Origin of the sequence: Pseudomonas sp. JUb42 (assembly GCF_024807945.1) — a bacterium.
Taxonomy (GTDB): Bacteria; Pseudomonadota; Gammaproteobacteria; order Pseudomonadales; family Pseudomonadaceae; genus Aquipseudomonas.
The window spans coordinates 134,303-159,030 of sequence record NZ_JANUFD010000001.1 but is presented as its reverse complement, the minus strand read 5'-3'; the positions used below and the strand labels follow the sequence as shown (position 1 = coordinate 159,030).

Annotated in this window: 22 protein-coding genes; 11 read left to right on the top strand and 11 right to left on the bottom strand. The window is 60.5% G+C overall.

From position 1 onward, the window contains the following. The first annotated feature begins 41 nt into the window (after nt 1-41). The 5 genes from M2401_RS00780 to M2401_RS00760 all read left to right on the top strand — a co-directional run bounded on the left by M2401_RS00780 (nt 42) and on the right by M2401_RS00760 (nt 7,956). Nucleotides 42-1,469: a di-heme oxidoredictase family protein gene (locus M2401_RS00780; RefSeq protein ID WP_259098434.1), complete on the top strand. Its 1,428-nt coding sequence runs from the start codon at nt 42-44 to the stop codon at nt 1,467-1,469. A gap of 26 nt (nt 1,470-1,495) precedes the next feature. Beyond that, complete coding sequence (locus M2401_RS00775) at nt 1,496-2,560, top strand: imelysin family protein (RefSeq protein WP_259098433.1); 1,065 nt, start codon at nt 1,496-1,498, stop codon at nt 2,558-2,560. 15 nt (nt 2,561-2,575) lie between these two features. Then, nucleotides 2,576-3,673, top strand: a complete 1,098-nt coding sequence (locus tag M2401_RS00770) for a DUF1513 domain-containing protein (protein WP_259099829.1) — start codon at nt 2,576-2,578, stop codon at nt 3,671-3,673. 110 nt (nt 3,674-3,783) lie between these two features. Beyond that, the gene (locus M2401_RS00765) at nt 3,784-4,911 is read left to right on the top strand and encodes an efflux RND transporter periplasmic adaptor subunit (protein WP_259098431.1); all 1,128 of its coding nucleotides are present in this window, start codon (nt 3,784-3,786) and stop codon (nt 4,909-4,911) included. A gap of 15 nt (nt 4,912-4,926) precedes the next feature. After that, nucleotides 4,927-7,956 carry a multidrug efflux RND transporter permease subunit gene (locus M2401_RS00760; RefSeq protein WP_259098430.1) on the top strand — a complete coding sequence of 1,010 codons (3,030 nt, stop codon included), beginning with the start codon at nt 4,927-4,929 and terminating at the stop codon, nt 7,954-7,956. A gap of 70 nt (nt 7,957-8,026) precedes the next feature. On the opposite strand, the gene M2401_RS00755 is transcribed toward M2401_RS00760, so the two are convergent. The 4 genes from M2401_RS00755 to colR all read right to left on the bottom strand — a co-directional run bounded on the left by M2401_RS00755 (nt 8,027) and on the right by colR (nt 11,208). After that, entirely contained in the window at nt 8,027-8,254 is a 228-nt protein-coding gene (locus tag M2401_RS00755) for a hypothetical protein (protein WP_259098428.1), read from the bottom strand. Continuing rightward, the gene (locus M2401_RS00750) at nt 8,251-8,970 is read right to left on the bottom strand and encodes a lipopolysaccharide kinase InaA family protein (protein WP_259098426.1); all 720 of its coding nucleotides are present in this window, start codon (nt 8,968-8,970) and stop codon (nt 8,251-8,253) included. The genes M2401_RS00755 and M2401_RS00750 overlap by 4 nt, the downstream gene beginning before the upstream one ends. Before the next feature lie 287 nt (nt 8,971-9,257). After that, nucleotides 9,258-10,535, bottom strand: a complete 1,278-nt coding sequence (locus M2401_RS00745; protein WP_259098425.1) for a HAMP domain-containing sensor histidine kinase — start codon at nt 10,533-10,535, stop codon at nt 9,258-9,260. Next, nucleotides 10,525-11,208 carry a two-component system response regulator ColR gene (colR, locus tag M2401_RS00740; protein WP_259098423.1) on the bottom strand — a complete coding sequence of 228 codons (684 nt, stop codon included), beginning with the start codon at nt 11,206-11,208 and terminating at the stop codon, nt 10,525-10,527. The genes M2401_RS00745 and colR overlap by 11 nt, the downstream gene beginning before the upstream one ends. Before the next feature lie 184 nt (nt 11,209-11,392). Here colR and M2401_RS00735 point away from each other — a divergent pair, with 184 nt between their 5' ends. Then, on the top strand, nt 11,393-12,127 hold the full coding sequence (locus M2401_RS00735; protein WP_259098420.1) for a phosphatase PAP2 family protein: 735 nt from the start codon (nt 11,393-11,395) through the stop codon (nt 12,125-12,127). A 296-nt stretch (nt 12,128-12,423) separates the two neighbouring features. On the opposite strand, the gene groL is transcribed toward M2401_RS00735, so the two are convergent. The 5 genes from groL to M2401_RS00710 all read right to left on the bottom strand — a co-directional run bounded on the left by groL (nt 12,424) and on the right by M2401_RS00710 (nt 17,128). Further along, complete coding sequence (gene groL / locus M2401_RS00730; protein WP_259098417.1) at nt 12,424-14,067, bottom strand: chaperonin GroEL; 1,644 nt, start codon at nt 14,065-14,067, stop codon at nt 12,424-12,426. Nucleotides 14,068-14,116: 49 nt separating this feature from the next. Next, nucleotides 14,117-14,410, bottom strand: a complete 294-nt coding sequence (locus M2401_RS00725) for a co-chaperone GroES (protein WP_020292988.1) — start codon at nt 14,408-14,410, stop codon at nt 14,117-14,119. A gap of 242 nt (nt 14,411-14,652) precedes the next feature. Next, nucleotides 14,653-15,156, bottom strand: coding sequence for an FxsA family protein (locus tag M2401_RS00720; RefSeq protein ID WP_259098413.1), 504 nt, complete (start codon nt 15,154-15,156; stop codon nt 14,653-14,655). A 66-nt stretch (nt 15,157-15,222) separates the two neighbouring features. Continuing rightward, a complete protein-coding gene (locus tag M2401_RS00715; protein ID WP_259098412.1) occupies nt 15,223-15,954 on the bottom strand; it encodes a HugZ family protein in 732 nt (243 codons plus the stop codon). A gap of 166 nt (nt 15,955-16,120) precedes the next feature. Further along, on the bottom strand, nt 16,121-17,128 hold the full coding sequence (locus M2401_RS00710; RefSeq protein ID WP_259098410.1) for a DUF481 domain-containing protein: 1,008 nt from the start codon (nt 17,126-17,128) through the stop codon (nt 16,121-16,123). Between the two features lie 166 nt (nt 17,129-17,294). Between M2401_RS00710 and M2401_RS00705 the strand changes: the two genes are divergently transcribed. Further along, nucleotides 17,295-17,663, top strand: a complete 369-nt coding sequence (locus M2401_RS00705; protein ID WP_259098409.1) for an MGMT family protein — start codon at nt 17,295-17,297, stop codon at nt 17,661-17,663. 42 nt (nt 17,664-17,705) lie between these two features. Then, a complete protein-coding gene (locus M2401_RS00700; RefSeq protein ID WP_259098405.1) occupies nt 17,706-19,247 on the top strand; it encodes an AmpG family muropeptide MFS transporter in 1,542 nt (513 codons plus the stop codon). Nucleotides 19,248-19,376: 129 nt separating this feature from the next. Here the strand turns inward: M2401_RS00700 and M2401_RS00695 are convergent, their stop codons facing one another. Together M2401_RS00695 and M2401_RS00690 are read right to left on the bottom strand one after the other, a co-directional pair. Continuing rightward, nucleotides 19,377-20,207 carry a mechanosensitive ion channel family protein gene (locus tag M2401_RS00695; RefSeq protein WP_259098403.1) on the bottom strand — a complete coding sequence of 277 codons (831 nt, stop codon included), beginning with the start codon at nt 20,205-20,207 and terminating at the stop codon, nt 19,377-19,379. 112 nt (nt 20,208-20,319) lie between these two features. Continuing rightward, nucleotides 20,320-20,799, bottom strand: a complete 480-nt coding sequence (locus M2401_RS00690; RefSeq protein WP_259098401.1) for a YajQ family cyclic di-GMP-binding protein — start codon at nt 20,797-20,799, stop codon at nt 20,320-20,322. 163 nt (nt 20,800-20,962) lie between these two features. On the opposite strand from M2401_RS00690, the gene M2401_RS00685 reads away from it, so the two are divergent. Genes M2401_RS00685 through M2401_RS00675 form a run of 3 tightly spaced genes read left to right on the top strand, consistent with a single transcriptional unit; the run spans nt 20,963 to nt 24,558 of the window. After that, on the top strand, nt 20,963-21,883 hold the full coding sequence (locus M2401_RS00685) for a putative 2-dehydropantoate 2-reductase (protein WP_259098399.1): 921 nt from the start codon (nt 20,963-20,965) through the stop codon (nt 21,881-21,883). A 47-nt stretch (nt 21,884-21,930) separates the two neighbouring features. Next, nucleotides 21,931-23,967: an ATP-binding protein gene (locus tag M2401_RS00680; RefSeq protein WP_259098397.1), complete on the top strand. Its 2,037-nt coding sequence runs from the start codon at nt 21,931-21,933 to the stop codon at nt 23,965-23,967. A gap of 15 nt (nt 23,968-23,982) precedes the next feature. Then, on the top strand, nt 23,983-24,558 hold the full coding sequence (locus M2401_RS00675; protein ID WP_259098396.1) for a cob(I)yrinic acid a,c-diamide adenosyltransferase: 576 nt from the start codon (nt 23,983-23,985) through the stop codon (nt 24,556-24,558). The last annotated feature ends 170 nt before the right edge of the window (nt 24,559-24,728 follow it).

Genomic DNA, 24,728 nt, shown 5'->3' with positions numbered 1-24,728 from the left:
ATAAGCTTGCTCGCCCCAATTTCCGGTGTTGCAGAACCTGTATGACCACGCGGTTGCGCCTTTCATTTGCCCTGTTCTCGGCTCTGGCCTTGAGTGCATGCGATGACGCCCCACGCTTCACCCAGGCCGAGCCGGGGGAAGCGCTGTCGGGTGGGCGCACGACCGTCAATAAACAGGATCAGAATGCCTTCTCCCTGCCATCGGCCAACCTCTCGCCGACCCGGCGGCTGGACTTCAGCGTCGGCAACAGTTTCTTCCGCAGCCCCTGGGTGATCGCCCCGTCCACCACAACTGCCCGTGATGGCCTTGGCCCGCTGTTCAACACCAACGCCTGCCAGAACTGCCATATCAAGGATGGCCGCGGTCATCCGCCCGAGAATGGCGCCGATAACGCCGTGTCGATGCTGGTGCGCCTGTCGATCCCCGATGACCCGGCCCAGGCCGAACTGATCAAGCGTACCGGCGTGCTGCCTGAACCAAGCTATGGTGTGCAGTTGCAGGACATGGCGATACCCGGCGTAGCCCCCGAGGGCCGGGTGCGGGTGGAATACGACTACCTGCGCGTAGCCTTTCGCGACGGCACCCAGATCGAGCTGCGCGAACCGACCCTGCAGATCACCCAGCTGGGCTACGGTCCGATGCATCCCGAAACCCGCGCTTCCGCACGCATCGCCCCGCCGATGATTGGCCTGGGCCTGCTCGAGGCGATCCCCAACAGGGCGATTCTCGACAATGCCGACCCGGACGATCAGGACGGCGATGGCATTTCCGGGCGAGCCAACTGGGTGTGGGACGACGCCCTGCAAAAAGTCGTCCTCGGCCGTTTCGGCTGGAAGGCCGGGCAACCGACCCTGAATCAGCAGAACGTCCACGCCTTTGCCGGCGACATGGGCCTGACCACATCGCTGAACAGAAACGACGATTGCACGCCAGTACAGACTGACTGCCGCAACGCGCCCAACGGCAACGGCCCCAATGGCGAGCCCGAAGTCAGCGACAATATCCTGCGTCTGGTGCTGTTCTACAGCCGCAACCTGGCCGTCCCGGCGCGGCGCAACGTCGGCGATGCCGAGGTGCTCAAGGGCAAGAACCTGTTCTATCAGGCCGGTTGCCAGGGTTGCCACGTCGCGCAATACACCACCCGCGCCGACGCCGCCGAGCCGGAGCTGGCCAATCAGACCATCCGCCCTTACACCGACCTGCTGTTGCACGACATGGGCGCGGAGCTGGCCGATAACCGCAGCGAATTCCAGGCCTCCGGACGTGAGTGGCGCACGCCGCCGCTGTGGGGCATCGGGCTGACCCAGGCGGTCAGCGGCCATACCCAGTTTCTCCATGACGGCCGCGCCCGCAACCTGATGGAAGCGATCATCTGGCACGGTGGCGAAGCACAGGCGGCGCAGCGTCAGGTACTGGCCTTCGACGCCCAACAACGTCAGGCGCTGCTGGCCTTTCTCAATTCGTTATGACTTTTCCTCTTCGATAGGAGCCGGACATGTTCCGCCCCAAACTGCTGTTCACCAGCCTCGCCGCGTTGGCTCTGGGCGCCTGTGCGCCAGCCGACCCGCAAGCCGTCACCTCGGCGGCCATCGCCAAGCAAGTGATCCTGCCGACCTACAGCCGCTGGGTCGAAGCGGACCGCAAACTGGCCGTCAGCGCCCACGCGTTCTGCCAGGGCACGGTCGACTTGCAGACTGCCCGCGCAGACTTTCTCCATGCGCAGAAAACCTGGGCTGAGCTGCAACCTCTGCTGATCGGTCCGCTGGCCGAGGGCAATCGTGCCTGGCAGGTGCAGTTCTGGCCGGACAAAAAGAACCTGGTCGGCCGTCAGGTCGAGCAACTGCTGGCCGCCAAGCCCCAGGTCAGCGCTGATGAACTGACCAAGGCCAGCGTCGTCGTGCAGGGTTTGTCGGCCTACGAATACATCCTGTTCGACGCCGAGATCGATATGGCCTCGGCTGAGCAGAAGGCGCGGTATTGCCCGCTGCTGCAAGCCATTGGTGAACGGCAGAAAGCCTTGGCAGAGGAAATCCTCGGCAGTTGGAACAGCACCGACGGCATGCTGGCGCAGTTGAGCAAATTCCCCAACCCGCGCTATGCCGATTCCCACGAAGCCATCGCCGAGTTGCTGCGGGTACAGGTCACCGCACTGGACACCTTGAAGAAGAAGCTTGGCACGCCTCTGGGTCGCCAGACCAAGGGCATTCCCCAGCCGTTCCAGGCCGAGAGTTGGCGCAGCAAGGCGTCGATCGGCAGCCTGGACGCCAGCCTCAGCGGCGCCGAGACCGTCTGGGTCGGGGTCGACAACAAGGGCCTGCGCGGGCTGTTGCCCGCCGAACACAAAGCCCTGGCCGAGAAGATCGACGCCGCCTATGCCAACAGCCATAAACTGCTGAGCGGGCTGACATTGCCGCTGGCGGATCTGCTGGCCAGCGAAGCCGGACGCCAGCAGCTCAATGCCGTCTACGACAGCCTCAACGCCGTGCATCGTCTGCATGATGGCGAGCTGGCCAAGGCACTGGGTATCCAGTTGGGTTTCAACGCCAACGATGGCGACTGATCGAGGTATCCGATGATGTTGCGACGCCAGGCACTCGCCCTTGGCAGCCTGCTGCTCAGCGCCGTTACGCTGGGGGGCTGGACCCTGTTTCGGTCAAAAGGCCAGGAGCCGCTGCTGCTCTCCGCCCGTGACGACAGCGATGGTCAACATTACGCCGTGGGTTACCGGCTCGATGGCAAGCAGGTGTTCGCCACCCAGGTCACCCAGCGTTGCCACGACATCATCAATCACCCGACGTTGAATCTGGCGCTATTCGTCGCCCGCCGTCCGGGCACCGAGAGTTATCTGATCGATCTGCGTGATGGGCGACTGCTCCAAACCATCACCGCGCAAGCCAATCGGCACTTCTACGGCCACGCAGTGATTCACAAAAGCGGTGAATGGCTGTACGCCACCGAGAACGACACCACCGATCCGGGTCGCGGCCTGCTCGGCGTCTATCGTTTCGTCGATGAGCGCCTGGTCCATAGCGGCGAGATTTCCACCCATGGCATTGGCCCGCATCAGGTCTCGTGGATGCCGGATGGCGAGACGCTGGTCGTAGCCAACGGCGGCATCCGCACCGAAGCCGAAAGCCGGGTCGAGATGAATCTCAATGCCATGCAGCCCAGTCTGGTCCTGATGCAGCGCGACGGCACGCTGCTGAGCAAGGAAACCCTGACCCAACAGATGAACAGCGTGCGCCATCTGGGTATCGCCAGCGACGGCACCATCGTTGCCGGGCAACAGTTCATGGGCGATGCGTTTGAGCGTTCCGAACTGCTGGCGATCAAACGTCCGGGGCAGCCGTTCCAGGCGTTTCCGGTTGCCGATCAACAATTGGCCGCCATGGGCCATTACACCGCCAGCGTCGCCGTGCACAGCGGCCTGCGCCTGGTCGCCCTCACCGCCCCTCGGGGCAACCGGTTCTTTATCTGGGATCTGGACAGCGGCGCCCTGCGCCTGGATGCCGCTCTGCCCGACTGCGCCGGTGTTGGTGCAGTGGCCGACGGCTTCGTCGTGACGTCGGGCCAGGGCCGCTGTCGTTTCTACGATTGCCGCCAAAGCGAGCTGCTGCCCAAGCCGCTGGACCTGCCCACAGGGCTGTGGGACAACCATCTGCATCTGGCCTGATTCAAACCCGCGAGCGATGGCGTAATATTTGGCAATACAGCCACGCTGCACCAAAACAGCGCCAGGATTAAGGTGCTCGGCTGTTTCACGGTCTTTCCAAGGAAAAGGATATGTTGCGTCGCCGGATGCTGATCATGCTGGGCGTGGTAGTGCTCGTTGTGCTGTTGCTCGCGGGCTATAAAGCCTGGTCGATTTACCAGCAGATCCAGCAATTTTCTGCGCCCAAGCCCGCCGTTGCCGTGCCGGTCGCCGTCGCCACCGAGCAGCCCTGGCAGAGCCGTCTGCCCGCTATCGGCAGCCTCAAGGCCCTGCAAGGCGTGGACCTGAGCCTGGAGATCGCCGGGACGGTCAAGGCCGTACTGTTCGAGTCGGGCCAACAGGTCAAGGCCGGTCAAGCGTTGCTGCAACTGGACAGCGACGTGGAAAAAGCCCTGCTCGGCACCGCCGAAGCCGACCTTGGCCTGGCCCAGGTCGAACACGGGCGCGGCAGCAGACTGGTGGGCGATCAGGCCATTTCCAAAGGCGACTTCGACAAGCTCGCCGCCCAACTGAAAAAATCCAGCGCCACCGTCGCCCAGCTCAACGCCTCGCTGGCGAAGAAGCGCATTCTCGCGCCCTTCAGCGGCACCATCGGCATTCGTCAGGTGGACGTCGGCGACTATCTGGCCAGCGGCAAGGTCATCGCGACCCTGCAAGATCTGAGCAGCCTGTACGTCGACTTTAATGTGCCGGAGCAGGCCCTGCCGAAGCTGGCTGTCGGCCAGGTCGCGCAAATCAGCGTTGCGGCCTACCCGCAGCAGACCTTCGACGCAAAAATCAGCGCGATCAACCCCAAAGTCGATGACGCCACCCGCAACGTATTGATTCGCGCCACCCTGCCCAACCCCGACAGCAAACTGCTGCCGGGCATGTTCGCCAGTGTCCAGGTGCTGCTGCCGGGGGCAAAGAGCCAGATCGTCGTACCGGAAGGCGCCATTACCTACACCCTCTATGGCAATTCGGTGTACGCGGTGGTGGCGAAGAAAGACGCCAAGGGCGAGTCGCAGTCAGTGGTCGAGCGGCGCTTTGTCGAGACCGGCGAGCACCGCGATGGGCATGTCATCGTCAGCAAGGGCCTCAAGGCCGGGGAACAGGTGGTCAGCGGTGGCCAGCTCAAGCTCAACGAAGGCAGCCATGTCGCGGTCACCCCGGACCAGAACCTTGCGCCCGCACAGAACAGCCCCTCCGGCGCGAACTGATCAAGGAATTCTTCCATGGCTTTTACAGATCCGTTCATTCGCCGACCGGTGCTGGCCACCGTGATCAGCCTGCTGATCGTGCTGCTGGGCTTTCAAGCGTTCAGCAAACTGACCATCCGTCAGTACCCGCAAATGGAAAACGCCCTGATCACGGTGACCACGGCTTACCCCGGCGCCAACGCGGAAACCATCCAGGGCTATATCACCCAGCCGCTGCAACAGAGCCTGGCCAGCGCCGAAGGTATCGACTACATGACCTCGGTCAGCCGGCAGAATTTCTCGATCATCTCCGTCTATGCGCGGATCGGCGCCAACAGCGATCGGCTGTTCACCGAGCTGCTGGCCAAGGCCAACGAGGTCAAGAACAAGCTGCCCCAGGATGCCGAAGACCCGGTACTGAGCAAGGAAGCCGCCGACGCCTCGGCGCTGATGTATGTCAGCTTCTACAGTTCCGAGCTGAATAACCCGCAGATCACCGATTACCTGTCCCGGGTGATCCAGCCAAAACTGGCGACCCTGCCGGGTATGGCCGAAGCCAAGATCCTCGGCAACCAGGTGTTCGCCATGCGCCTGTGGCTGGACCCGGTACGCCTGGCCGGTTTCGGCCTCACCGCCGCAGACGTCACCGATGCCGTGCGCCGCTACAACTTCCTGGCGGCGGCGGGCGAGGTCAAGGGCGAGTACGTGGTGACCAGCGTCAACGCCAGCACCGACCTAAAGTCCGCCGAGGCCTTCGCCGCGATCCCGCTCAAGACCGCCGGTGACAGCCGGGTCCTGCTCGGCGATGTCGCGCGGGTGGAAATGGGCGCGGAGAACTACGACACCATCAGCTCGTTCGACGGCACGCCCTCGGTCTATATCGGCATCAAGGGCACGCCCAGTTCCAACCCGCTGGATGTGATCAAGGAAGTGCGGCGGATCATGCCGGAACTGGAAAGCCAGTTGCCGCCGAACCTGAAGGTCTCCATCGCTTACGACGCCACGCTGTTCATCCAGGCCTCCATCGACGAAGTGGTGAAGACCCTGATCGAAGCGGTGCTGATCGTGATTGTGGTGGTGTTCCTGTTCCTCGGCGCCCTGCGTTCGGTACTGATCCCGGTGATCACCATTCCGCTGTCGATGATCGGCGTGCTGTTCTTCATGCAGTTGATGGGTTACTCGATCAACCTGTTGACGCTACTGGCCATGGTGCTGGCAATCGGTCTGGTGGTGGACGATGCGATTGTCGTGGTCGAGAACATCCATCGACATATCGAAGAGGGCAAGACACCCTTCGATGCCGCCCTGGAAGGCGCGCGGGAGATAGCCATGCCGGTGGTATCGATGACCGTCACCCTCGCGGCGGTGTACGCCCCCATCGGCTTCCTCGAGGGCCTGACCGGCGCCCTGTTCAAGGAGTTCGCCCTGACCCTGGCCGGGGCCGTGGTGATTTCCGGGATCGTCGCCCTGACCCTGTCGCCGATGATGTGCGCCCTGCTGCTGCGCCATGACCCGAACCCCAGCGGCCTTGCCCATCGTCTGGACCAGATTTTCGAAGGCCTCAAGCGCCGCTATCAGCACATTCTGCACGGCACCCTCAATACCCGGCCGGTGGTCATGGTGTTTGCCGTGATCGTGCTGTGCCTGATTCCGGTACTGCTCAAGTTCACCAAGTCGGAACTGGCCCCGGACGAAGACCAGGGCATCATTTTCATGATGTCGTCCTCGCCGCAGACCGCCAATCTGGACTACCTGAACAGCTATACCGACCGCTTTATCGAGATCTTCAAGGCTTTCCCCGAGTACTACTCATCGTTCCAGATCAACGGTTTCAATGGCGTGCAGACCGGGGTCGGCGGCTTCCTGCTCAAGCCGTGGAACGAGCGCCAGCGTACCCAGATGCAGATCCTGCCCGAGGTCCAGGCCAGGCTGGCGGACATTCCCGGCGTGCAGGTGTTCGGCTTCAACCTGCCGTCACTGCCGGGCACAGGTGAGGGCCTGCCGTTCCAGTTCGTGATCAACACACCCAACGATTACGCCGCCCTGCTGGAAGTGGCCGAGCGAGTGAAAAAGCGTGCAGAAGAGTCCGGCAAGTTCGCCTTCGTCGACCTCGACCTGGCCTACGACAAACCGGAAGCGGTGATCGAGATCGACCGGGCCAAGGCGGCGCAGATGGGTGTCTCCATGGCGGATCTGGGCGGCACCCTGGCGACGCTACTGGGCGAGGCGGAGATCAATCGGTTCACCATCGACGGACGCAGCTACAAGGTCATCGCCCAGGTTGAACGGCCTTACCGGGACAACCCGCAGTGGCTGAACAACTATTACGTGAAGAACAGCGAAGGCAAGCTGCTAGCGCTGTCGACCCTGATCACCGTCAGCGACCGCGCCCGGCCGCGTCAGCTCAATCAGTTCCAGCAACTCAACTCGGCGATCATCTCCGGCTTTCCCTTGGTCAGCATGGGCGAGGCAGTCGATACGGTACGGCAGATTGCTATCGAAGAAGCGCCGCCGGGCTTTGCCTATGACTATGCCGGGGCCACGCGCCAGTTAGTGCAGGAAGGCAGCGCGTTGTGGGTCACCTTCGGCCTGGCCCTGGCGATCATTTTCCTGGTTCTGGCCGCGCAGTTCGAAAGCTTCCGCGACCCGCTGGTGATTCTGGTCACGGTGCCGCTGTCGATCTGCGGCGCGCTGATCCCGCTATTCCTCGGTCTGTCGAGCCTGAATATCTACACTCAGGTCGGCTTGGTGACCCTGATCGGCCTGATCAGCAAGCACGGCATCCTGATCGTCGAATTTGCCAACCAGTTACGCCGCGACAAGGGCCTGTCGCCACGGGAGGCCGTGGAAGAAGCGGCGGCGATTCGCCTGCGGCCAGTGCTGATGACCACGGCGGCCATGGTGTTCGGCATGGTGCCGCTGATTCTGGCCAGTGGCGCTGGCGCAGTGAGTCGCTTCGATATCGGCACAGTGATCGCCACGGGGATGTCGGTGGGGACGCTATTTACCCTGTTTGTGTTGCCGTGCGTGTATACGTTGTTGGCCTCAAGAAAATCTCAAACCTAGCTCCAACAAAAGATCGTCACCGCAAAAAGAAAAGCCCCGACAAGCGGGGCCTTTCAGGTTAGCGGTGATTTCAATTTTGCGGCCCCGTTCCCTGAGCCAGACCGAACATGAACAGCAGCAAATCCTGATCGGGTTTGACTGCTGCATGGTGCTTCGCAACCCGAGGCAAAAGGCAATGGCCTTCGCCCTGTACCGTGCTCAATATCTTTGTACCAGGCTGTTCCCACGCGGCCAGGGCAACGGCAGTAATCGCCAGCGACCCCAGCAGAAACAAACCTCGTGCTATTTCTAGCTTCATCTATCTAAACCTTTGATAGCGCTGCCAAACGCCGCTTCATAAAGGTAGATGAACTTCTGCCAGTCTGCTGGCTTGAACGACGAGTGGCGACGCAACTGCTTGATGTCGTGCTGGGCGGCGCCGTAGGCGGTCCAGCGGCGGCGACATTTCTCCAGATCGAGCAGGGCGACCTCGGCTTTGGCGGTCTCGCCCTCCCCTGTAACCCGCACGAAAACGTGCTTGATATACAGGCAACTGTGCTGCCAGCGGCCCAGGTGCATACGCGCCAGGTTCTGCGCCAGTTCAGCAAGAATCTGGTCATGGACTACTTCGCCGTACTGTTCGCGGCCGCCAGCGGCGTACCAGTTCTCGATTTCATCGAAGCCGTCCAGCGAGGCGGTGACCAGCAGGGCCTGCCATTGGTGATTTTCATCGCGCTGGGCGCCGCTGAAGATCATTTTCGGCACATTGACATGAAGCTGGCGCAGGCCTTCGAGGGCATCACGCTCGCGCAGTACCGTCGGGCGGCCGAATGGGTGCAGCCAACTGCGGTAGATATGCCCGGTCTGGCGCTTGATGTAGATCAGACGACCGTTTTCAGTGAACACACGTTGTACGCCACTTTCGCCACCTCGACGCACGTTGGGTTCTTCCACCCACTCGCCGCGCTGGCTCCAGAAGTAATTGAAGCGATCGCCCTTGCTGCCTGTCGATTCTGCTACAACATCCACGCCCATTCTCTGACCTCTTGTGTAAGGACTCACTTACCCTGCGGTATGAACGGCAGGTCGTCACGAATGCAGACGCGGTCAGTAATAAACACACGCCGTAACTGCAAGGATCGTTCTGACAACCTCAGGGGCCATGAGTGCGGTATCACGGTAAATTTTTAGTTCGATACCCGTGTAAATCCGGGCTCTCGATAAGCCTTATCTGGCACAGCCAAAAATTGTACGCCCTTAGGCAGAGTTATTTCCGGGTTTTACAGAGGCTTTACAAGCCAAACACCATGGCGAAGCGCCACTTAGTCCGCCTTCAACACCACACTGAATCGGCAGCCATTGGGCTGCATCGGGCTCAGCTCGACCGTCCAGCCCTGGTTTTCGCAGATCCGCTGTACCAGTGACAGGCCCAGCCCCAGGCCCTCTCCTCGCTGCTCGTTACCGCGCACAAAGGGCTGAAACATGGCTTCGCGTTTTTCCTCGGGGATACCTACGCCGCTGTCTTCGACCAGAAAACCATTACTGCGCAGGGTCAGGGCGATAAAACCTTCATCGGTATAGTGCAGCGCATTGCGCAACAGGTTACCCATGACCGCCAGCAGGAACGTGGCGTTGTAGCTTTCCTGAGAGACGTCTTCATGGGTGTTGACCACCAGTTTCAAGCCTTTGCTTTCGATGGGCTTGCGCCATAGCGAGAGCAAATGTTCCGCAGCCTGGCCGACCATGAGCCGGGGCGTCATGCTCGCGTCGTCGCGCTGGGTGCGGGCCAGCATGAGGAAGGTCTGCACCAGATCGCGCATTTCCTCGCACGCCCTGGCAATACGTTCGACCTGGGCCCGCGCACGCTCATCAAGAGCCGAGTTTTCCAGCAGCAGCTCGCAGGAACTGGCGAGCACCATCAAGGGCGTGCGCAATTCATGGCTGACGTCACTGGTGAACATGCGCTCGCGGGTCAGGGCCTGGCGCAGGCGCCCGAGGGTGGCATCGAAGGCCACTGCCAGCTCACCCACCTCGTCAGAGGCGTAATCCGGGGCAAGCGGTGGTGCTAGCCCCAGCAGTTGATCGCGATGGCGAACCTGCCGGGCCAGGCGCACCACCGGTGCCATGACCCGCCGCGCCAGGATCCAGCCAAGAAACACGGCCAAAGCCAGGGCCAGCACGAAACCCACCAGAACCACGGCGAACAGGACCTGCTCACGCTCTTCGAAGTCGCTCTGATCCTGCAACAGTACATAACGGCGGCCATCCACCACTTCGACCATCGCGTGGTACGACAGCGGGCCGCGAAACACCTCATGGAAACCGGGCTCCAGATGGCGCAAGTCCTTGGGCAGATCGAAATCGCCAGGGCCGCCGCTGAAATAGAACAACTGATCGGGCTCTGGCCGGTGGCTCCAGTCGCTGACGCTGTCCATCAACAACATGCGATTGAGGTCGCCGCCCAGGCCAGCCGAAATCAGCTTTTCCTCGACCAGATGCACGGTCGCAACGATACCCAGAGCGAAGGACCCGGCTACCAGTGCACTCATCAAGGCAAAGGCGATGATGATGCGCTGGGCAAGGCTTTGCTTAAACTCCATCCCGGCCCTCGGCCAGGCGATAACCCACGCCGTGCACGGTCTGCAACAGCGGCTTGGCGAACGGTTTGTCGATCACCTGGCGCAGCTGGTGGACGTGGCTGCGCAGGCTGTCGCTGTCGGGGCAGTCGTCGCCCCACAGGGCTTCTTCGAGAATTTCGCGGCGCAACACATGCGGGCTTTTCTGCATCAGTACCGCCAGCAGCTTGAGGCCGACCGGGTTGAGCTTGAGCAGGCGGCCTTCACGGGTGACTTCCAGGGTGTCCAGGTCGTAGATCAGGTCGGCGACCTGCAAGGTGCGGCGGCCGCCGCCCTGGGCCCGGCGCAACACCGCTTCGATGCGCGCCGCCAGTTCTGACAGGGCAAATGGCTTGAGCAGGTAATCATCGGCACCGGAGCGGAAACCCTGGAGGCGATCATCCAGCTGGTCACGCGCAGTGAGCATGATCACCGGCGTATCCCGGCGCGCATCTTCACGCAGGCGTTTGCACAAGGTGTAGCCATCGATGCCGGGCAGCATGATATCGAGCACGATCAAGTCGTAGTGCTCGGTCGCAGCCAGGTGCAGGCCAGACAGGCCGTCCTGGGCGCAATCGACGGTGTAGCCCTTCAAACCCAGGTAATCCGCCAGGTTGGCCAGGATATCGCGGTTATCTTCGACCAGAAGAATTCGCATGGAAATTGTCTCCAGATACAGTTTCGCTGGCGCAGCTTAAGGCCAACAGACGCCAAGGGCCAGCGGCGAATCGCTTGACGTTTTTTTCACTATCGGTTCACGGTCCGACGACAGCCCGGCGCCCAGACTGCGCGATCCTCGGCCCTTGTGCCGGGTATCTTCTCCCCTTCGAGCTGGATCAGCCATGTCGACAGTCACTGACCTCCCGTATTCCCGTCCGTTGAATTTATGGCTCTACCTGGGCATTCCCGCCATTACCGCGGTTGTCCTGCTGTTGCTGGAACTGACCTCCCTGGATATGGATATCGCCAAACTGGCCTATGACCCGGTCGGTAACGACTTCATCGGCAAGCACAGCTACTTTCTGGAAAACGTACTGCACGACCGCGCCAAGCAAGCCGTGATTGCCATGGGCGTATTCGCCGGGCTGGGATTCATCGCCTCCTTTATGGTCAAGCGCCTGATGCCATGGCGCAAGGAACTGGGTTGCCTGGTGCTGTCGATGGCCCTGTCGACCAGTTTCGTGACGCCGATGAAAGCCGTGACCGCGGTGCAATGCCCGTGGAGCCTGGAAGAGTTCGGCGGCAAAGAGGTCTACAGCGAATTGCTCAGCAAGCGCCCGGACACCGACAAACCCGGCCGGTGCTGGCCCGGCGGCCATGCTGCTACCGGCTTCACCCTGTTCGCCCTGTTCTTTATCTTCCGCGACCGCCGCCCACACTGGGCCAAGGCAGGGTTTATTTTTGCCTTCAGCCTCGGCACGGTGTTCTCCGTGGGCCGCATGCTGCAGGGCGCGCACTTCTTCTCCCACAACGTCTGGACGGCGGTGTTCTGTTGGCTGATTTGCATGGGGGCCTACTACGCAGTGCTGTATCGGCCGGCGCCGAAGGTGGCGGCTGAACCCGTCACTGCCACGTAACGCTGGACGCGTAGGGATCGCGCCCTGCCCTCGACGCATCGATCACTTGGCAGGGTGCCAGAACAAATCCTGTGGGAGCGAATTCATTCGCGAAGGCGGTTTTTCAGACGCTAAATGAGCGTCGGATGTCCTGGCCTATTCGCGAATGAATTCGCTCCCACAAAGTTCCGGTGATGGCGCAGGTTTTGCGTTTCTTGATAAGAGCCAACTTCCCCCCCCTGAAACAAGCTCTCTGATGTTCCCAGACATAAAAAAACCCCGCACAAGGCGGGGTTTTTTATGGGGGTAAGGCTGGCTTACATCATGCCGCCCATGCCACCCATGCCGCCCATGTCTGGCATGCCGCCGCCTGCTGGCTTGTCGTCAGCCACGTCAGCGATCATCGCTTCGGTGGTGATCATCAGGCTGGCAATGGAGGACGCTGCCTGCAGAGCAGAGCGAGTCACTTTGGCCGGGTCCAGGATACCCATTTCGATCATGTCGCCGTATTCGCCGCTGGCAGCGTTGTAACCGAAGTTACCGGTGCCTTGCTTGACCTTGTCGACCACGACGCTTGGCTCGTCGCCGGAGTTGGCAACGATCTGGCGCAGAGGGGCTTCAACAGCACGACGCAGCAGAGCGATACCGACGTTCTGGTCAGCGTTGTCGCCACGCAGTTCGGAGATAGCCTGCAGGGAGCGAACCAGTGCTACGCCACCGCCGGGTACCACGCCTTCTTCAACGGCTGCGCGGGTTGCGTGCAGGGCGTCTTCAACGCGGGCTTTCTTCTCTTTCATTTCAACTTCGGAACCGGCACCGACTTTGATCACTGCAACGCCGCCGGACAGCTTGGCCAGACGCTCTTGCAGTTTTTCCTTGTCGTAGTCGGACGAAGTGTCGCCGATCTGCTGACGGATCTGAGCGATACGCGAGTCGATGTCGCCACGAACGCCAGCACCGTCGATGATGGTGGTGTTTTCTTTGTTCAGCACGACGCGCTTGGCATTACCCAGGTGTTCCAGGGTAGTGCTTTCCAGGCTCAAGCCGATCTCTTCGGAGATAACGGTACCGCCAGTCAGAACAGCGATGTCCTGCAGCATTGCCTTGCGGCGGTCGCCGAAGCCTGGAGCCTTGACGGCTGCAACCTTGACGATGCCACGCATGTTGTTCACAACCAGAGTCGCCAGGGCTTCGCCTTCAACGTCTTCAGCAATGATCAGCAGTGGACGGCCGGCTTTGGCAACGGCTTCCAGGACTGGCAGCATTTCGCGGATGTTGGAGATCTTTTTGTCGACCAACAGCAGCAGCGGGCTGTCCAGCTCGGCAACCATGGTGTCCGGCTTGTTGATGAAGTACGGGGACAGGTAGCCACGGTCGAACTGCATGCCTTCTACGACAGACAGTTCGTTTTCCAGGCCAGTGCCTTCTTCAACGGTGATAACGCCGTCTTTGGTCACTTTTTCCATGGCTTCGGCAATGATGTCGCCGATGGAATTGTCAGAGTTGGCCGAGATGGTACCGACCTGGGCAATTGCCTTGGTGTCGGTGCATGGCTTGGACAGCTTCTTCAGCTCGGCAACGATGGCGATGGTCGCCTTGTCGATACCGCGCTTCAGATCCATCGGGTTCATGCCGGCAGCGACGGCTTTCAGGCCTTCGTTGACGATGGCCTGGGCCAGAACGGTAGCAGTGGTAGTACCGTCACCGGCGTCGTCGTTGGCACGGGAGGCAACGTCTTTGACCAGCTGCGCGCCCATGTTTTCGAAGCGATCTTTCAGCTCGATTTCTTTGGCAACCGACACACCGTCTTTGGTGATCAGCGGAGCGCCGAAGCTTTTTTCGATGATGACGTTACGGCCTTTCGGGCCCAGTGTTGCTTTAACTGCGTCGGCCAGGACGTTTACACCAGCCAGCATCTTTTTACGGCCAGCGTCGCCGAATTTAACTTCTTTAGCAGCCATGATCGTTATTCCTTGAATACTTGGTTCGTATGGAAATTCGCGGGATTACTTAAGCTTCGACGACAGCGAGGATTTCGTTCTCGCTCATCACCAGCAAGTCTTCACCGTCCACTTTCACAGTGTTGCTGCCGGAGTACGGACCAAACACCACTTTGTCGCCTACTTTGACGGCCAGTGCGCGCACTTCACCGTTGTCCAGAACGCGGCCGGTTCCCACTGCGAGGATTTCGCCACGGTTTGGCTTTTCAGCAGCCGAACCCGGCAGAACGATACCGCCAGCAGTTTTCGATTCTTCTTCGCTGCGACGGATTACGACGCGGTCATGCAGAGGACGAAGCTTCATTGTCGATCTCCTAATTATGGTTTTGAGCGGCTGGCGAACGACACCAGCGAGTTAAAAAATCCGGTCTTGCCGGTTACGGTCCGCCATGCGAACCGCAGAATACGGTCCGGCGAATTCGCCAGAAACCTTGCGGTGACCCATACATAAGGGCGGGCGATGCCATTACAAGGCTTGGCCGAAGATTTTTTTGCAGTAAAAACAGACGCGGCACCCCGAAGGGTGCCGCGTATAGGCCGCCGGGCCTACTTGTTGTCGCGGTGCTCGAACTCACCTTCGATGATGTCCGGCTCGCGGGTCGGGGCGTGGATATTGCCCGAAGGACCGGCCTGACCACCGTAGGCGGGTCCGCCACGGCTTTGCATGTCTTCGGCGAAAGCGCGCTGGCGCTGCGCCTGGGCTTCGGCACGACGACGCAGGGTGCCGACCAGCAGGCGACGGGTGATCGGCAGCAGGCAGATCATGCCCAGCACGTCGCTGATGAAGCCCGGCAGCAGCAACAGGCCACCACCGACCGCAATCATCAGCCCCTCAAGCATCTGCTGCGCAGGCAGCTCGCCACGAGACAGGCTCTCACGGGCGCTCAACGCAGTGGCGAAGCCCGCCACGCGGATGACGAACAGGCCGAGCATGGAGGTGGCAACCACCAACAGGAAAGTCGGGAAGAAGCCTATGGCCATGCCGACCCGGACCAAAATGAACAGCTCCAACACCGGAAACAGCAGAAAGAGCAGCAAAAAAACGCGCATCGAATGAGTTCCTCAACGGAAGAAAGTCTTCCAGTAGATCCTACGTGCCGTCGCAGGATCGTGAATTCAAGCCTCTTGGGCTTCGCGATCAGGCCATTTTTCTGCGCGGGCCAGTTGAACCAAGGCTTCGCGCACTTGTGTCGGGGTATTACAGGTCTGGCTGAACGGCAGCCAGTGGATGCCCTGACCGATGCGCAGGTGCATGCCTTCGCTGTCGATGCCGACCAGTTGCACCGGCTCGTCGGCGGGCAAGCCGCTCAGTTCAACGTAATGGGCAATGGCCTTGGCGTGGTCCTGATTCATGTGCTCGACCATGCCGGTCTCGACCGCACCGGCAAATGGATTGGCCAGAGCGACGTTATCAAGCCAGTGAATCGCGCCGAAGCCACCGATATAGCGGTAGCGCACCGGATTGAGTACCCAGAAGTCGAAGTCATGGGCCTGGTGATAGTCGGCCGACTCAGGGAAATAGCGATCATAGCGCCGGGCCGCCGCTTCTATGGCCGCCGGATCGGTCAATTGCACAGCCTCGGCCAGCACGGTGATACGGCCCACTGACTGGATATCCTCGGCCTCGCGCTCGCCGATCAGCAGCGAGCACTTGGGGTCGAGTTTGAGGTTATGGGTGTGCTGGGCGATGCGGCTGATCAGGATCAGCGGACGGCCCTGATCATCGAGGCAATAAGGCACTACCGAACCGAACGGGAAACCGGGCATGGATTTGGAATGGGTGGACAAGGCACCCCGATATTCCTTGAGCAACAGTTCCCGGGCATTCCTTGCGGCTTTGGCGGTCATTGAGTGACTCCTGATCAAAGAAGCACACGTTAATCATTATCAGCAGCCGATGCCAGAGGCCATCTGGATGACCTGTAGGAGCTGCCGCAGGCGGTGAATCGCCTCTACACCGCTTTCGCAGCCTGCGGCAGCTCCTACAGGTTTCCATTCCAGATTGTGACCAGTCTTACCAGGTCACACCAAAGCCTGCTGTGTAGCGAGTCTTGTCCAGATCACTCTGGTCGGAGCCATTAATAGTGTTCTTCTCGGCCTTGAGATTGAGGGACGCCCAGTCGGTGACTTTGTAGCGCAGGCCCACTTCGGCATCCAGGCTGTAGCTGGCAACGCCGCTGAGTGGCCGACCGGCCTCGCCGTTGGTGAAGAATTCGAACTTCTTGCCAATCAGGTAGCGGTTGTAGTCCCAGCGCAGAGTGGTGGAATAGAAGTTGTCCTTCTTGCCATCGCGGTATTCGAAGTCGGTGCGGTTGAGCAGCGTGGTCATGGAGAACGCACCCAACTCGTCATCCCAGAACTGGTAGCCCGGACCGGTACCGACGGTGCGCTGGCGATCCAGGTCTTCGATCTTGTCGCGCTTGTAGGTGATACGGCCATCCCAGAAAAATTTCTCGGTCAGGAAGCGGTCGATCGAGTATTCGGCGCTCCAGTTATCGGTCGCGACCACATCATCCTGAGTCTCGCGGTTGTACTCGCCCTTGGCGTTATGGCGCCAGTCGCCATGACGGGCCGTGGTCTTGAAGGCGATGTTGTAATCATCGGTATCGTTTTCCGCATGCTGGAAATCCAGGGCGGCATCGATATTGCCCTTCCACACCAGGTCAGTAATGATCGGCTTGGGCTTGATGATCTGCGAAATACTGGCCAGTTCGACGGTCCGTGGCGCATCGGCACCAGCGACAATCACTTTTCCGTCGTCGGTAGGCTTGAGCCCTTTGACAACTTCCTCATCGGACTTGCCTTGCTTGACCAACAGCTTCTGGTCGCTTTCCAGGGTCTTGATCTGCTTCCAGTCCAAGGGGATTGAGCCACCATAGGAGGTTTCGATCATCATCTTGCCGCCGTCCAGCACCTTGATCGTGCCGGTCAGCCGGTCGCCGTTCTTCAACCAGACGGTATCGGCAAGAAGAGGAGTGGAAGCGCAGGTAACGGCGAGGCACAACAGGGTTCTGGACAACATAGGGACGTCTAGTCTCATATCAGCGGAAAAGTCAGGCATCATCCCGAAAGACGACATCGAGGCAATCTGAGACTACCTACGGCACAGTAAGCACAGACCGTAGGACTTTTCTCTAGTTCCTTATGGGTTTTATTCGCATTTATCTCGGTAAAAAACAGGAATAGTCGTGAGCGAGACGATTTCGCCCCTGCATGACCCTGCTGGGCTCTCCCCCGCCGACGCCCGGCGCAATGCGCTATACCTGACCCTGCATCAAGTGCCGGAGGGCAAAGTGGTCAGTTACGGGCAGTTGGCCGAACTGGCCGGGCTGGGCCGGGCGGCACGCTATGTAGGCCGTACTCTGAGCCAGTTGCCCGACGGCACGACCCTGCCCTGGCACCGGGTTCTGGGCGCTGGCGGGCGTATCAGCCTGCCTCTGGGAACCGTCTCAGGCGATGAACAGCGCGCGCGTTTGCGGGCCGAAGGCATTACCGTCCGGAACAATCGGGTAGATATGCAGCGTCATGGCTGGCGCCCGATAGAGCACAGCGGTTAGAGTGCGCCCTTTGTTTTCGTAACCTGAGGCAGATTCCAGCCCATGCCCCGTAAAACCTGGCGCGCCGCGCTCGCCGCATATGCCAGCCCATCGACGTTCGTTCTGCTGCTGCTCGGCTTCGCTGCGGGCATGCCTTACATGTTGGTCTTCTCTACCCTGTCAGTCTGGTTGCGCGAAGCCGGCGTGGCTCGCGAAACCATAGGCTATGCCAGCCTGATCGGCCTGGCTTATGCCTTCAAGTGGGTCTGGTCCCCGCTGCTGGATCAGTGGCGCCTGCCTTTATTAGGCAAGTTGGGCCGCCGCCGCTCGTGGCTGGTGCTGTCCCAGAGTCTGGTCATCCTCGGTTTGATCGGCATGGGCTTCTGTGACCCGCAGCAACACTTGTCGTGGTTGATTGCCATTGCCGTGGTCGTGGCCTTTTCTTCGGCCACCCAGGACATCGCCATCGATGCCTATCGCCTGGAAATCGCCGGGGACAGCCAGCAGGCCGCCCTCGCCGCCAGCTATATGTCCGGCTACCGGGTCGCAGCGCTGCTGGCGACAGCGGGTGCGCTGTATTTCGCCGAAGGGTTCGGCTCCACCGGTTTTGCCTACAAGCATTCGGCCTGGACCGGCACCTATGTGCTGTTCGGTCTGCTGATGGTGCCCGCGCTGATCACCACGTTGGTCATGCGCGAATCGCCCGTGCCATTGCGCACCCAGCTGTCGGCGGCGCGATACGGCTTCATGCACCAACTGGCCTCGGTGTTCGTGCTGATCATCCTGCTGGTATCGGTACCGGCGATGTGCACCCAGTTGTACAACACCAACTTCGCCAGCGTACTGTTCGAAGGCAACAGCTGGATGGACCTGCTGCTGGAAGACCGCGCATTTCTGCGGGCGATCCTCTACATCATCCTGACCACCGCCTGCCTGTCGTCCTTCGGCCGCAAGGGCCTGGCGCCGGTGCTGACGCCGATCAACGACTTCATTATCCGTTACCGCTGGCAGGCCTTCCTGCTGCTGGGCCTGATCGCGACCTATCGCATGTCGGACACGGTCATGGGCGTCATGGCCAACGTCTTCTACATCGATCAGGGTTTCACCAAGGATCAGATTGCCAGTGTCAGCAAGATCTTCGGCCTGGTCATGACCCTGGTCGGGGCCGGTTTCGGCGGGCTGTTGATCGTACGCTTCGGCATTCTGCCGATCCTGTTCGTCGGCGGCCTGACCTCGGCGGCGACTAACCTGCTGTTCCTCATGCTGGCGGACATGGGCCCGAACCTGAAGATGCTGATCGTGGCCATCTCACTGGATAACTTCAGTTCAGGGTTGGCGACATCGGCGTTCGTCGCCTACTTGTCGAGCCTGACCAACCTGAAGTTCTCGGCCACCCAATACGCCCTGCTCAGCTCGATCATGCTGCTGTTGCCGCGCCTGATCGGTGGCTATTCAGGGGTGATGGTGGAGAAGTTCGGCTACCACAACTTCTTCCTGATCACCGCCCTGCTCGGCGTACCGACGCTGGTGATGATCCTGTTGCAGTGGGCCAAGGAAGCGCGGGATGCGCGGCGTGAAGAAGAGGCAAAGGAACAGCTTGAATAGGATTGAGATTGTTGCAGGAGCTCATGTGGGAGCGAATTCATTCGCGAAAGCAATATTGCGAATGACAAACATCTAAGGGATGTTCCGGCCTCTTCGCGAATGAATTCGCTCCCACAAGTTGATCTGTGATTATTCCTGCACCATCCGGATCACTCGCTGCGACTGCGCGACACTGATCCCCGCCTCTTTCAGACGATCACGCGCCTCGACGTTGAACTGCGAGCTGACTGCGCCCATGTCGCCGGTCTTGGTCCAGACGCCCAGGGACAGCGTCACCGAATTCTCGTTGAGCGCCGCCACGACTGCCGCTGGCGCCGGATCTTCCAGTACACGCGAATCCTTGGCCATTTCCATCAACACTTCCAGGCCCTTGCGCAGGTCGCTGTCGGGATCAACGTTGATGTTGAAAATGATCTTACGGGTCGCCTGTCGGTTGGTGTTGGTGATGATGCCGTTGGACAGGTTGCCGTTGGGCAAGATCACGGTCTTGTTGTCGCCGGTACGCAGCACGGTGTGGAAAATCTGGATGCTGTCCACGGTCCCCGCCACGCCCTGGGCTTCGATCCAGTCACCAATGCGGAACGGGCGAAACAGCAGGATCAGCACGCCACCGGCGAAGTTCGCCAGGCTGCCCTGCAATGCCAGACCAATGGCCAGGCCTGCGGCACCAATGGCGGCGACGAAGGACGTCGTCTCGATGCCGATCATCGAGGCTACGCTGACGATCAGCAGTATCTTCAGAATGATGTTGGCCAGGCTGCTGATAAAACCCTGCAAGGCCAGATCAGCGTTGCGCAGGGCCAGCAAGGCGCCGACCCGCGAGGTCAGCTTGTTGATCAGCCACCAGCCGACGATCAACGTCACGGCGGCCAGCAGCACACGGCTGCCGTACTGCATGACCATGGGAATCCACGCCTGGGACAGCTTCACCAGGTGGTCGACTTCGTTGCTCAAATCCATCTTTGTTTCTCCTGCCGTTCGCGAACTGACGTGAAACGACCGCCTGAGCAAATCGTTTCAACGTTTAACATGGCCTCCGACGCCCTTGGGCAACGGAGGTTCCCGCCACCAATCAGTCGCGGAAGTTATTGAACTGCAAGGGCATACCAAACTCGTGGGTACGCAGGGCAGCGATGGCGTCCTGCAAATCATCACGCTTTTTGCCGGTGACACGGACCTGCTCACCCTGAATGGCGGCCTGCACCTTGAGCTTGGCGTCCTTGATATGGGCAACGATCTTCTTCGCCAGCTCTTTATCGATACCTTCCTTGAGCGTAGCTTCCTGCTTCATCAACTTGCCGGAAGCGAAAGCGTCCTTGACCTCAAGGCACTTGATATCGATCTTGCGCTTGACCAGGGCCAGCTTGAGGATCTCGATCATCGCTTCCAGCTGAAAGTCGGCTTCAGCGGTGAGGTTGATGGTCAGTTCCTTGAATTCGAAAGTACCTTTACCTTTGAGGTCATAGCGGCGATCCAGCTCTTTGATGGCGTTATCGACGGCATTAGTGACTTCGTGTTTATCCAGCTCGGACACTATGTCGAACGAGGGCATGTCATTTCTCCAGTGACTGGGCGCACCCGATATCGAGTTTCGGGGACACCTTATGTGACGATTTAAAAGAGGCGTTAGTATAACGAGACTTTTCAAAGCTTCACGGTGAGCCTGCAATGCCGATTCGCTATTTATCCTTCACTTACAGCGCAACAAGCCTCTAATGCCGGTTATCTGGCATATCCTCGGCGCTGGCAGCCTCGGCAGTTTATGGGCCGCACGCCTGGCACGCAGCGGCTTGCCGGTGCGGCTGATCCTGCGTAACGACGCACGTCTGGCGGACTATCAGGCCCAGGGCGGCTGCCTGAAGCTGATTGAAGACGGTCGCGAGCAGCCCATTGCCATCAGCGCGCAAACCCTTGCCAGCGACGAGCCGATCCAACGCCTGTTGGTCGCCTGCAAGGCCTACGATGCGTTGCCTGCCGTGCAAAGCATTGCCAACCGCCTGACCGCAGACGCCGAGGTGATCCTGTTGCAGAACGGGCTCGGCAGCCAGGACGCCGTTGCCGCCGCCCTGCCCCATGCCCGTTGCATCTTTGCCTCAAGCACCGAAGGCGCCTTCCGCCCGCAGGACTGGCAGGTGGTGTTCGCCGGGCGCGGGCATAACTGGCTGGGCGATCAAACTGAGCAACCCCCACCCCGGTGGTTGAGCGAACTCAGTGACAGCGGCATTGCCCACGAATGGAGCGGCAATATCCTCGCCCGTCTGTGGCGCAAACTGGCGCTGAACTGCGCGATCAATCCGCTGACAGTGTTGCATGATTGCAAGAACGGCGGCCTGCTGGACTATGCCGAAGAGGTCAGCGGGCTGTGCGACGAACTCGGCGGCCTGTTACAGGCCTGTGGCCAATCTGAAGCGGCCCAGGGCCTGCACGACGAGGTGCAGCGGGTTATCCTGGCCACCGCCGCCAACTATTCGTCGATGTATCAGGACGTGGCCCACGGGCGGCGCACCGAGATTCGTTATCTGCTGGGCCATGCCTGCGCCGAGGGTCAGCGCCTGGGTCACCCCCTGCCCCGGCTGAACCAGTTGCAGGCGCGCCTGATCGAGCGACTGGGCCAACGTGGCGTGCGTACCGACTAGAACAGCGCTACCCTGCCTGCTTGTTCTCTTGTGGGTGACGTCACCTCATGCCATTGCGCCAGCGTCTTGAAAACCTGCCGGTCGGCCAGAAGCTTCTCGCCGCCCTGCTGGTCTTGCTGACCACCGTTCTGTTGGTGGCCAACCTGACCTTTATCAGTGCCGCCTACTACATCTCTCAGGAAGCCATGGCGCCACAGGCGTTGCAAACCATCGGCCGCCTGATCAGCAATCCGGGCCTCGCCAGCCAGGCCCTTGATTCGGCCGAAGACGCCCAGAGCCTGCTCAAGGAGCTGAACAACTACAGCCCCCTGCGCGCCGCCGCCCTCTACGACAATAACGGTGAGCGCCTGGCGCAGTTGCAGGAAGGCAACAAGATCAAGCTACCCGAGCACTATCACAACATCGAAGCCTGGCGCATGACCGAGTTTCGCAGCACCCAACTGGTCCAGGTGCCGCGCCCCGGCAAGGCGCCGGGGCATCTGTTGCTGGTTGCCAGCAGCGAATTGCCGACGGCTTTCTATACCGGCACCCTCACCGCCAGCCTTGGCATCCTGATTTTCAGCGTGCTGTTGTGGCTGGTCGTGGCCCGGCAGATTCGCCGCCTGATCACCGAGCCCATTTATCAACTGGAAGAGTTGTCACGCCAGGTCACCCGGGAAGAGAACTACGCATTGCGCGCCGAGCGCGGCAATCACGACGAGATCGGCAGCCTGGCCGCCGCGTTCAACACCATGCTGTCGCGCATCGAAGCCCGAGAGCAGCAACTCAAGCGCGCCCGCGACGAATCCCAGGACGCCTACTCCCAGGCCCAGGCCCTGGCCGAGGAAACCCGCCACACCAACCGCAAGCTGGAACTGGAAGTCAAGGTTCGCAGCAAGATCGAGAAGAAGCTCACCGGCTTTCAGAACTACCTCAACAGCATCATCGACTCCATGCCATCGGCCCTGATCGCGCTGGACGAACAGCTCTATGTCACCCAATGGAACCAGGAAGCTGGCGCCCTTTCCGGCACGCCCCTGGATGAAGCGCTGAATCAGCCGATTTTCCTCGCCTTCGAGCCGATGAAAGCCTTTCTGCCGCAGATCAAGCACACGGTCGAAAGCCACAGCGTGACCAAGATCGAGCGGGTCACCTGGATTCGCAACGACGACCCACGCCATTACGCCCTGACCTTCTACCCACTGACCGGTGGTGCCGGGCGCGGCGTGGTGATCCGCATCGACGACATCACTCAGCGCTTGTCTCTGGAGGAGATGATGGTGCAGTCCGAGAAAATGCTGTCGGTGGGCGGGCTGGCGGCGGGCATGGCCCACGAGATCAACAATCCGTTGGGGGCGATCCTGCATAACGTGCAGAACATCCGCCGCCGACTGTCCCCGGATCTGCCGAAGAACCTGGAACAGGCCGAACAGACCGGCATTACTCTGGACGCCGTCAATCTGTACCTGGAAAGCCGCGAAGTGCCCAAGCTCCTCGACGGCATCCAGCAGGCCGGTGGCCGGGCGGCGAAGATAGTCAGCCATATGCTCAGCTTCAGCCGCCGCAGCAAGCGGGAAATGGCGCCCTGCGATCTGCCGGCGCTGATCGATCAGGCCGTGGAAATCGCCAGTAACGACTTTGACCTGGCCATCGGCTTCGACTTCAAGGGCCAAGCGATCGTTCGCCAGTTCGACCCGGAACTGGGCCCGGTGCCCGGCACTGCCAACGAACTGGAACAGGTGCTGCTCAACCTGCTGAAAAACGCCGCCCAGGCGATTCATCAGCGCGACGACGACAGCGAGCCGGGGCGCATCATCATGCGTACCCGGCTCAATCCACCGTGGGCCGAGATTCAGGTCGAGGACAATGGCGTCGGCATGCCCGAACAGGTGCGCAAGCGCATCTTCGAGCCGTTCTTCACCACCAAAGAAGTCGGCCAGGGCACCGGTTTGGGCCTGTCAGTGTCGTATTTCATCATCACCAACAACCACAAGGGCCAGATGGAAGTGCAGTCGACCCAGGGCCAGGGCACTTGCTTCACGTTGCGCCTGCCTCTGTCCGGCAGCACCTTCAATGTGCCCCTGGCCATTATTTCCCAGGTTTGAACAGGAGTCGGCTACATGGGTTTTCGCTTGTCGAAGATTTACACACGCACCGGAGACAAAGGCGAAACCGGCCTCGGCGACGGCCGCCGGGTGGCCAAGGACCATCCGCGGGTCGAGGCCATTGGCGAAGTCGATACACTGAACAGCCAGTTGGGGCTGTTGTTGGCCGGGCTGGCGGAACAGGCTGAAGCCGTAACGGGGTTGCGCGAGCTAATCACGGTTCTGGCGCCATGCCAGCACCGCTTGTTCGATCTCGGCGGCGAACTGGCGATGCCGACCTATCAGGCGCTGAATCAGGCAGAAGTCGAACGTCTGGAAGCGGCCATCGATCTGTGGAACGAAGAACTCGGCCCGCTGGAAAACTTCATCCTGCCCGGCGGCTCAAGCCTGATCGCCCAGGCTCACGTCTGCCGCAGCCTGGCACGGGGCGCCGAACGGCGTTGCCAGCAACTCAATGCCGTCGAACCCTTGGGTGAAGTGGGATTGGCTTATATCAATCGCCTGTCTGACCTGCTGTTCGTTGCCGCGCGGCTGATCGCGCGGCGCCAGGGGATTGCCGAGATATTGTGGGAAGCGGCGAAGAAGCCGTAGACAGGAAATACGACGCACTGCAGGAACAAACTCTGCAGTGGGATCAAAATTGTGGGAGCGAATTCATTCGCGAAGGTGGTGTTCCGGGCGATGAAGATGCGTCGAGTTCACCGGCCTCTTCGCGAATGAATTCGCTCCCACAAGATTTGCTCCCTGCCCCGGTTAATGTT

Bases quoted from the DNA above. Each gene is read 5' to 3' on its own strand.
- M2401_RS00675 (WP_259098396.1), top strand. From the start codon at position 23,983: ATGGGTTTTCGCTTGTCGAAGATTTACACACGCACCGGAGACAAAGGC.
- M2401_RS00690 (WP_259098401.1), bottom strand. From the start codon at position 20,799: ATGCCCTCGTTCGACATAGTGTCCGAGCTGGATAAACACGAAGTCACT.
- M2401_RS00735 (WP_259098420.1), top strand. From the start codon at position 11,393: ATGTCGACAGTCACTGACCTCCCGTATTCCCGTCCGTTGAATTTATGG.
- groL (WP_259098417.1), bottom strand. From the start codon at position 14,067: ATGGCTGCTAAAGAAGTTAAATTCGGCGACGCTGGCCGTAAAAAGATG.
- colR (WP_259098423.1), bottom strand. From the start codon at position 11,208: ATGCGAATTCTTCTGGTCGAAGATAACCGCGATATCCTGGCCAACCTG.
- M2401_RS00685 (WP_259098399.1), top strand. From the start codon at position 20,963: ATGCCGGTTATCTGGCATATCCTCGGCGCTGGCAGCCTCGGCAGTTTA.
- M2401_RS00755 (WP_259098428.1), bottom strand. From the start codon at position 8,254: ATGAAGCTAGAAATAGCACGAGGTTTGTTTCTGCTGGGGTCGCTGGCG.
- M2401_RS00750 (WP_259098426.1), bottom strand. From the start codon at position 8,970: ATGGGCGTGGATGTTGTAGCAGAATCGACAGGCAGCAAGGGCGATCGC.
- M2401_RS00745 (WP_259098425.1), bottom strand. From the start codon at position 10,535: ATGGAGTTTAAGCAAAGCCTTGCCCAGCGCATCATCATCGCCTTTGCC.
- M2401_RS00680 (WP_259098397.1), top strand. From the start codon at position 21,931: ATGCCATTGCGCCAGCGTCTTGAAAACCTGCCGGTCGGCCAGAAGCTT.
- M2401_RS00720 (WP_259098413.1), bottom strand. From the start codon at position 15,156: ATGCGCGTTTTTTTGCTGCTCTTTCTGCTGTTTCCGGTGTTGGAGCTG.
- M2401_RS00770 (WP_259099829.1), top strand. From the start codon at position 2,576: ATGTTGCGACGCCAGGCACTCGCCCTTGGCAGCCTGCTGCTCAGCGCC.
- M2401_RS00700 (WP_259098405.1), top strand. From the start codon at position 17,706: ATGCCCCGTAAAACCTGGCGCGCCGCGCTCGCCGCATATGCCAGCCCA.
- M2401_RS00710 (WP_259098410.1), bottom strand. From the start codon at position 17,128: ATGTTGTCCAGAACCCTGTTGTGCCTCGCCGTTACCTGCGCTTCCACT.
- M2401_RS00715 (WP_259098412.1), bottom strand. From the start codon at position 15,954: ATGACCGCCAAAGCCGCAAGGAATGCCCGGGAACTGTTGCTCAAGGAA.
- M2401_RS00775 (WP_259098433.1), top strand. From the start codon at position 1,496: ATGTTCCGCCCCAAACTGCTGTTCACCAGCCTCGCCGCGTTGGCTCTG.
- M2401_RS00765 (WP_259098431.1), top strand. From the start codon at position 3,784: ATGTTGCGTCGCCGGATGCTGATCATGCTGGGCGTGGTAGTGCTCGTT.
- M2401_RS00695 (WP_259098403.1), bottom strand. From the start codon at position 20,207: ATGGATTTGAGCAACGAAGTCGACCACCTGGTGAAGCTGTCCCAGGCG.
- M2401_RS00780 (WP_259098434.1), top strand. From the start codon at position 42: ATGACCACGCGGTTGCGCCTTTCATTTGCCCTGTTCTCGGCTCTGGCC.
- M2401_RS00760 (WP_259098430.1), top strand. From the start codon at position 4,927: ATGGCTTTTACAGATCCGTTCATTCGCCGACCGGTGCTGGCCACCGTG.
- M2401_RS00725 (WP_020292988.1), bottom strand. From the start codon at position 14,410: ATGAAGCTTCGTCCTCTGCATGACCGCGTCGTAATCCGTCGCAGCGAA.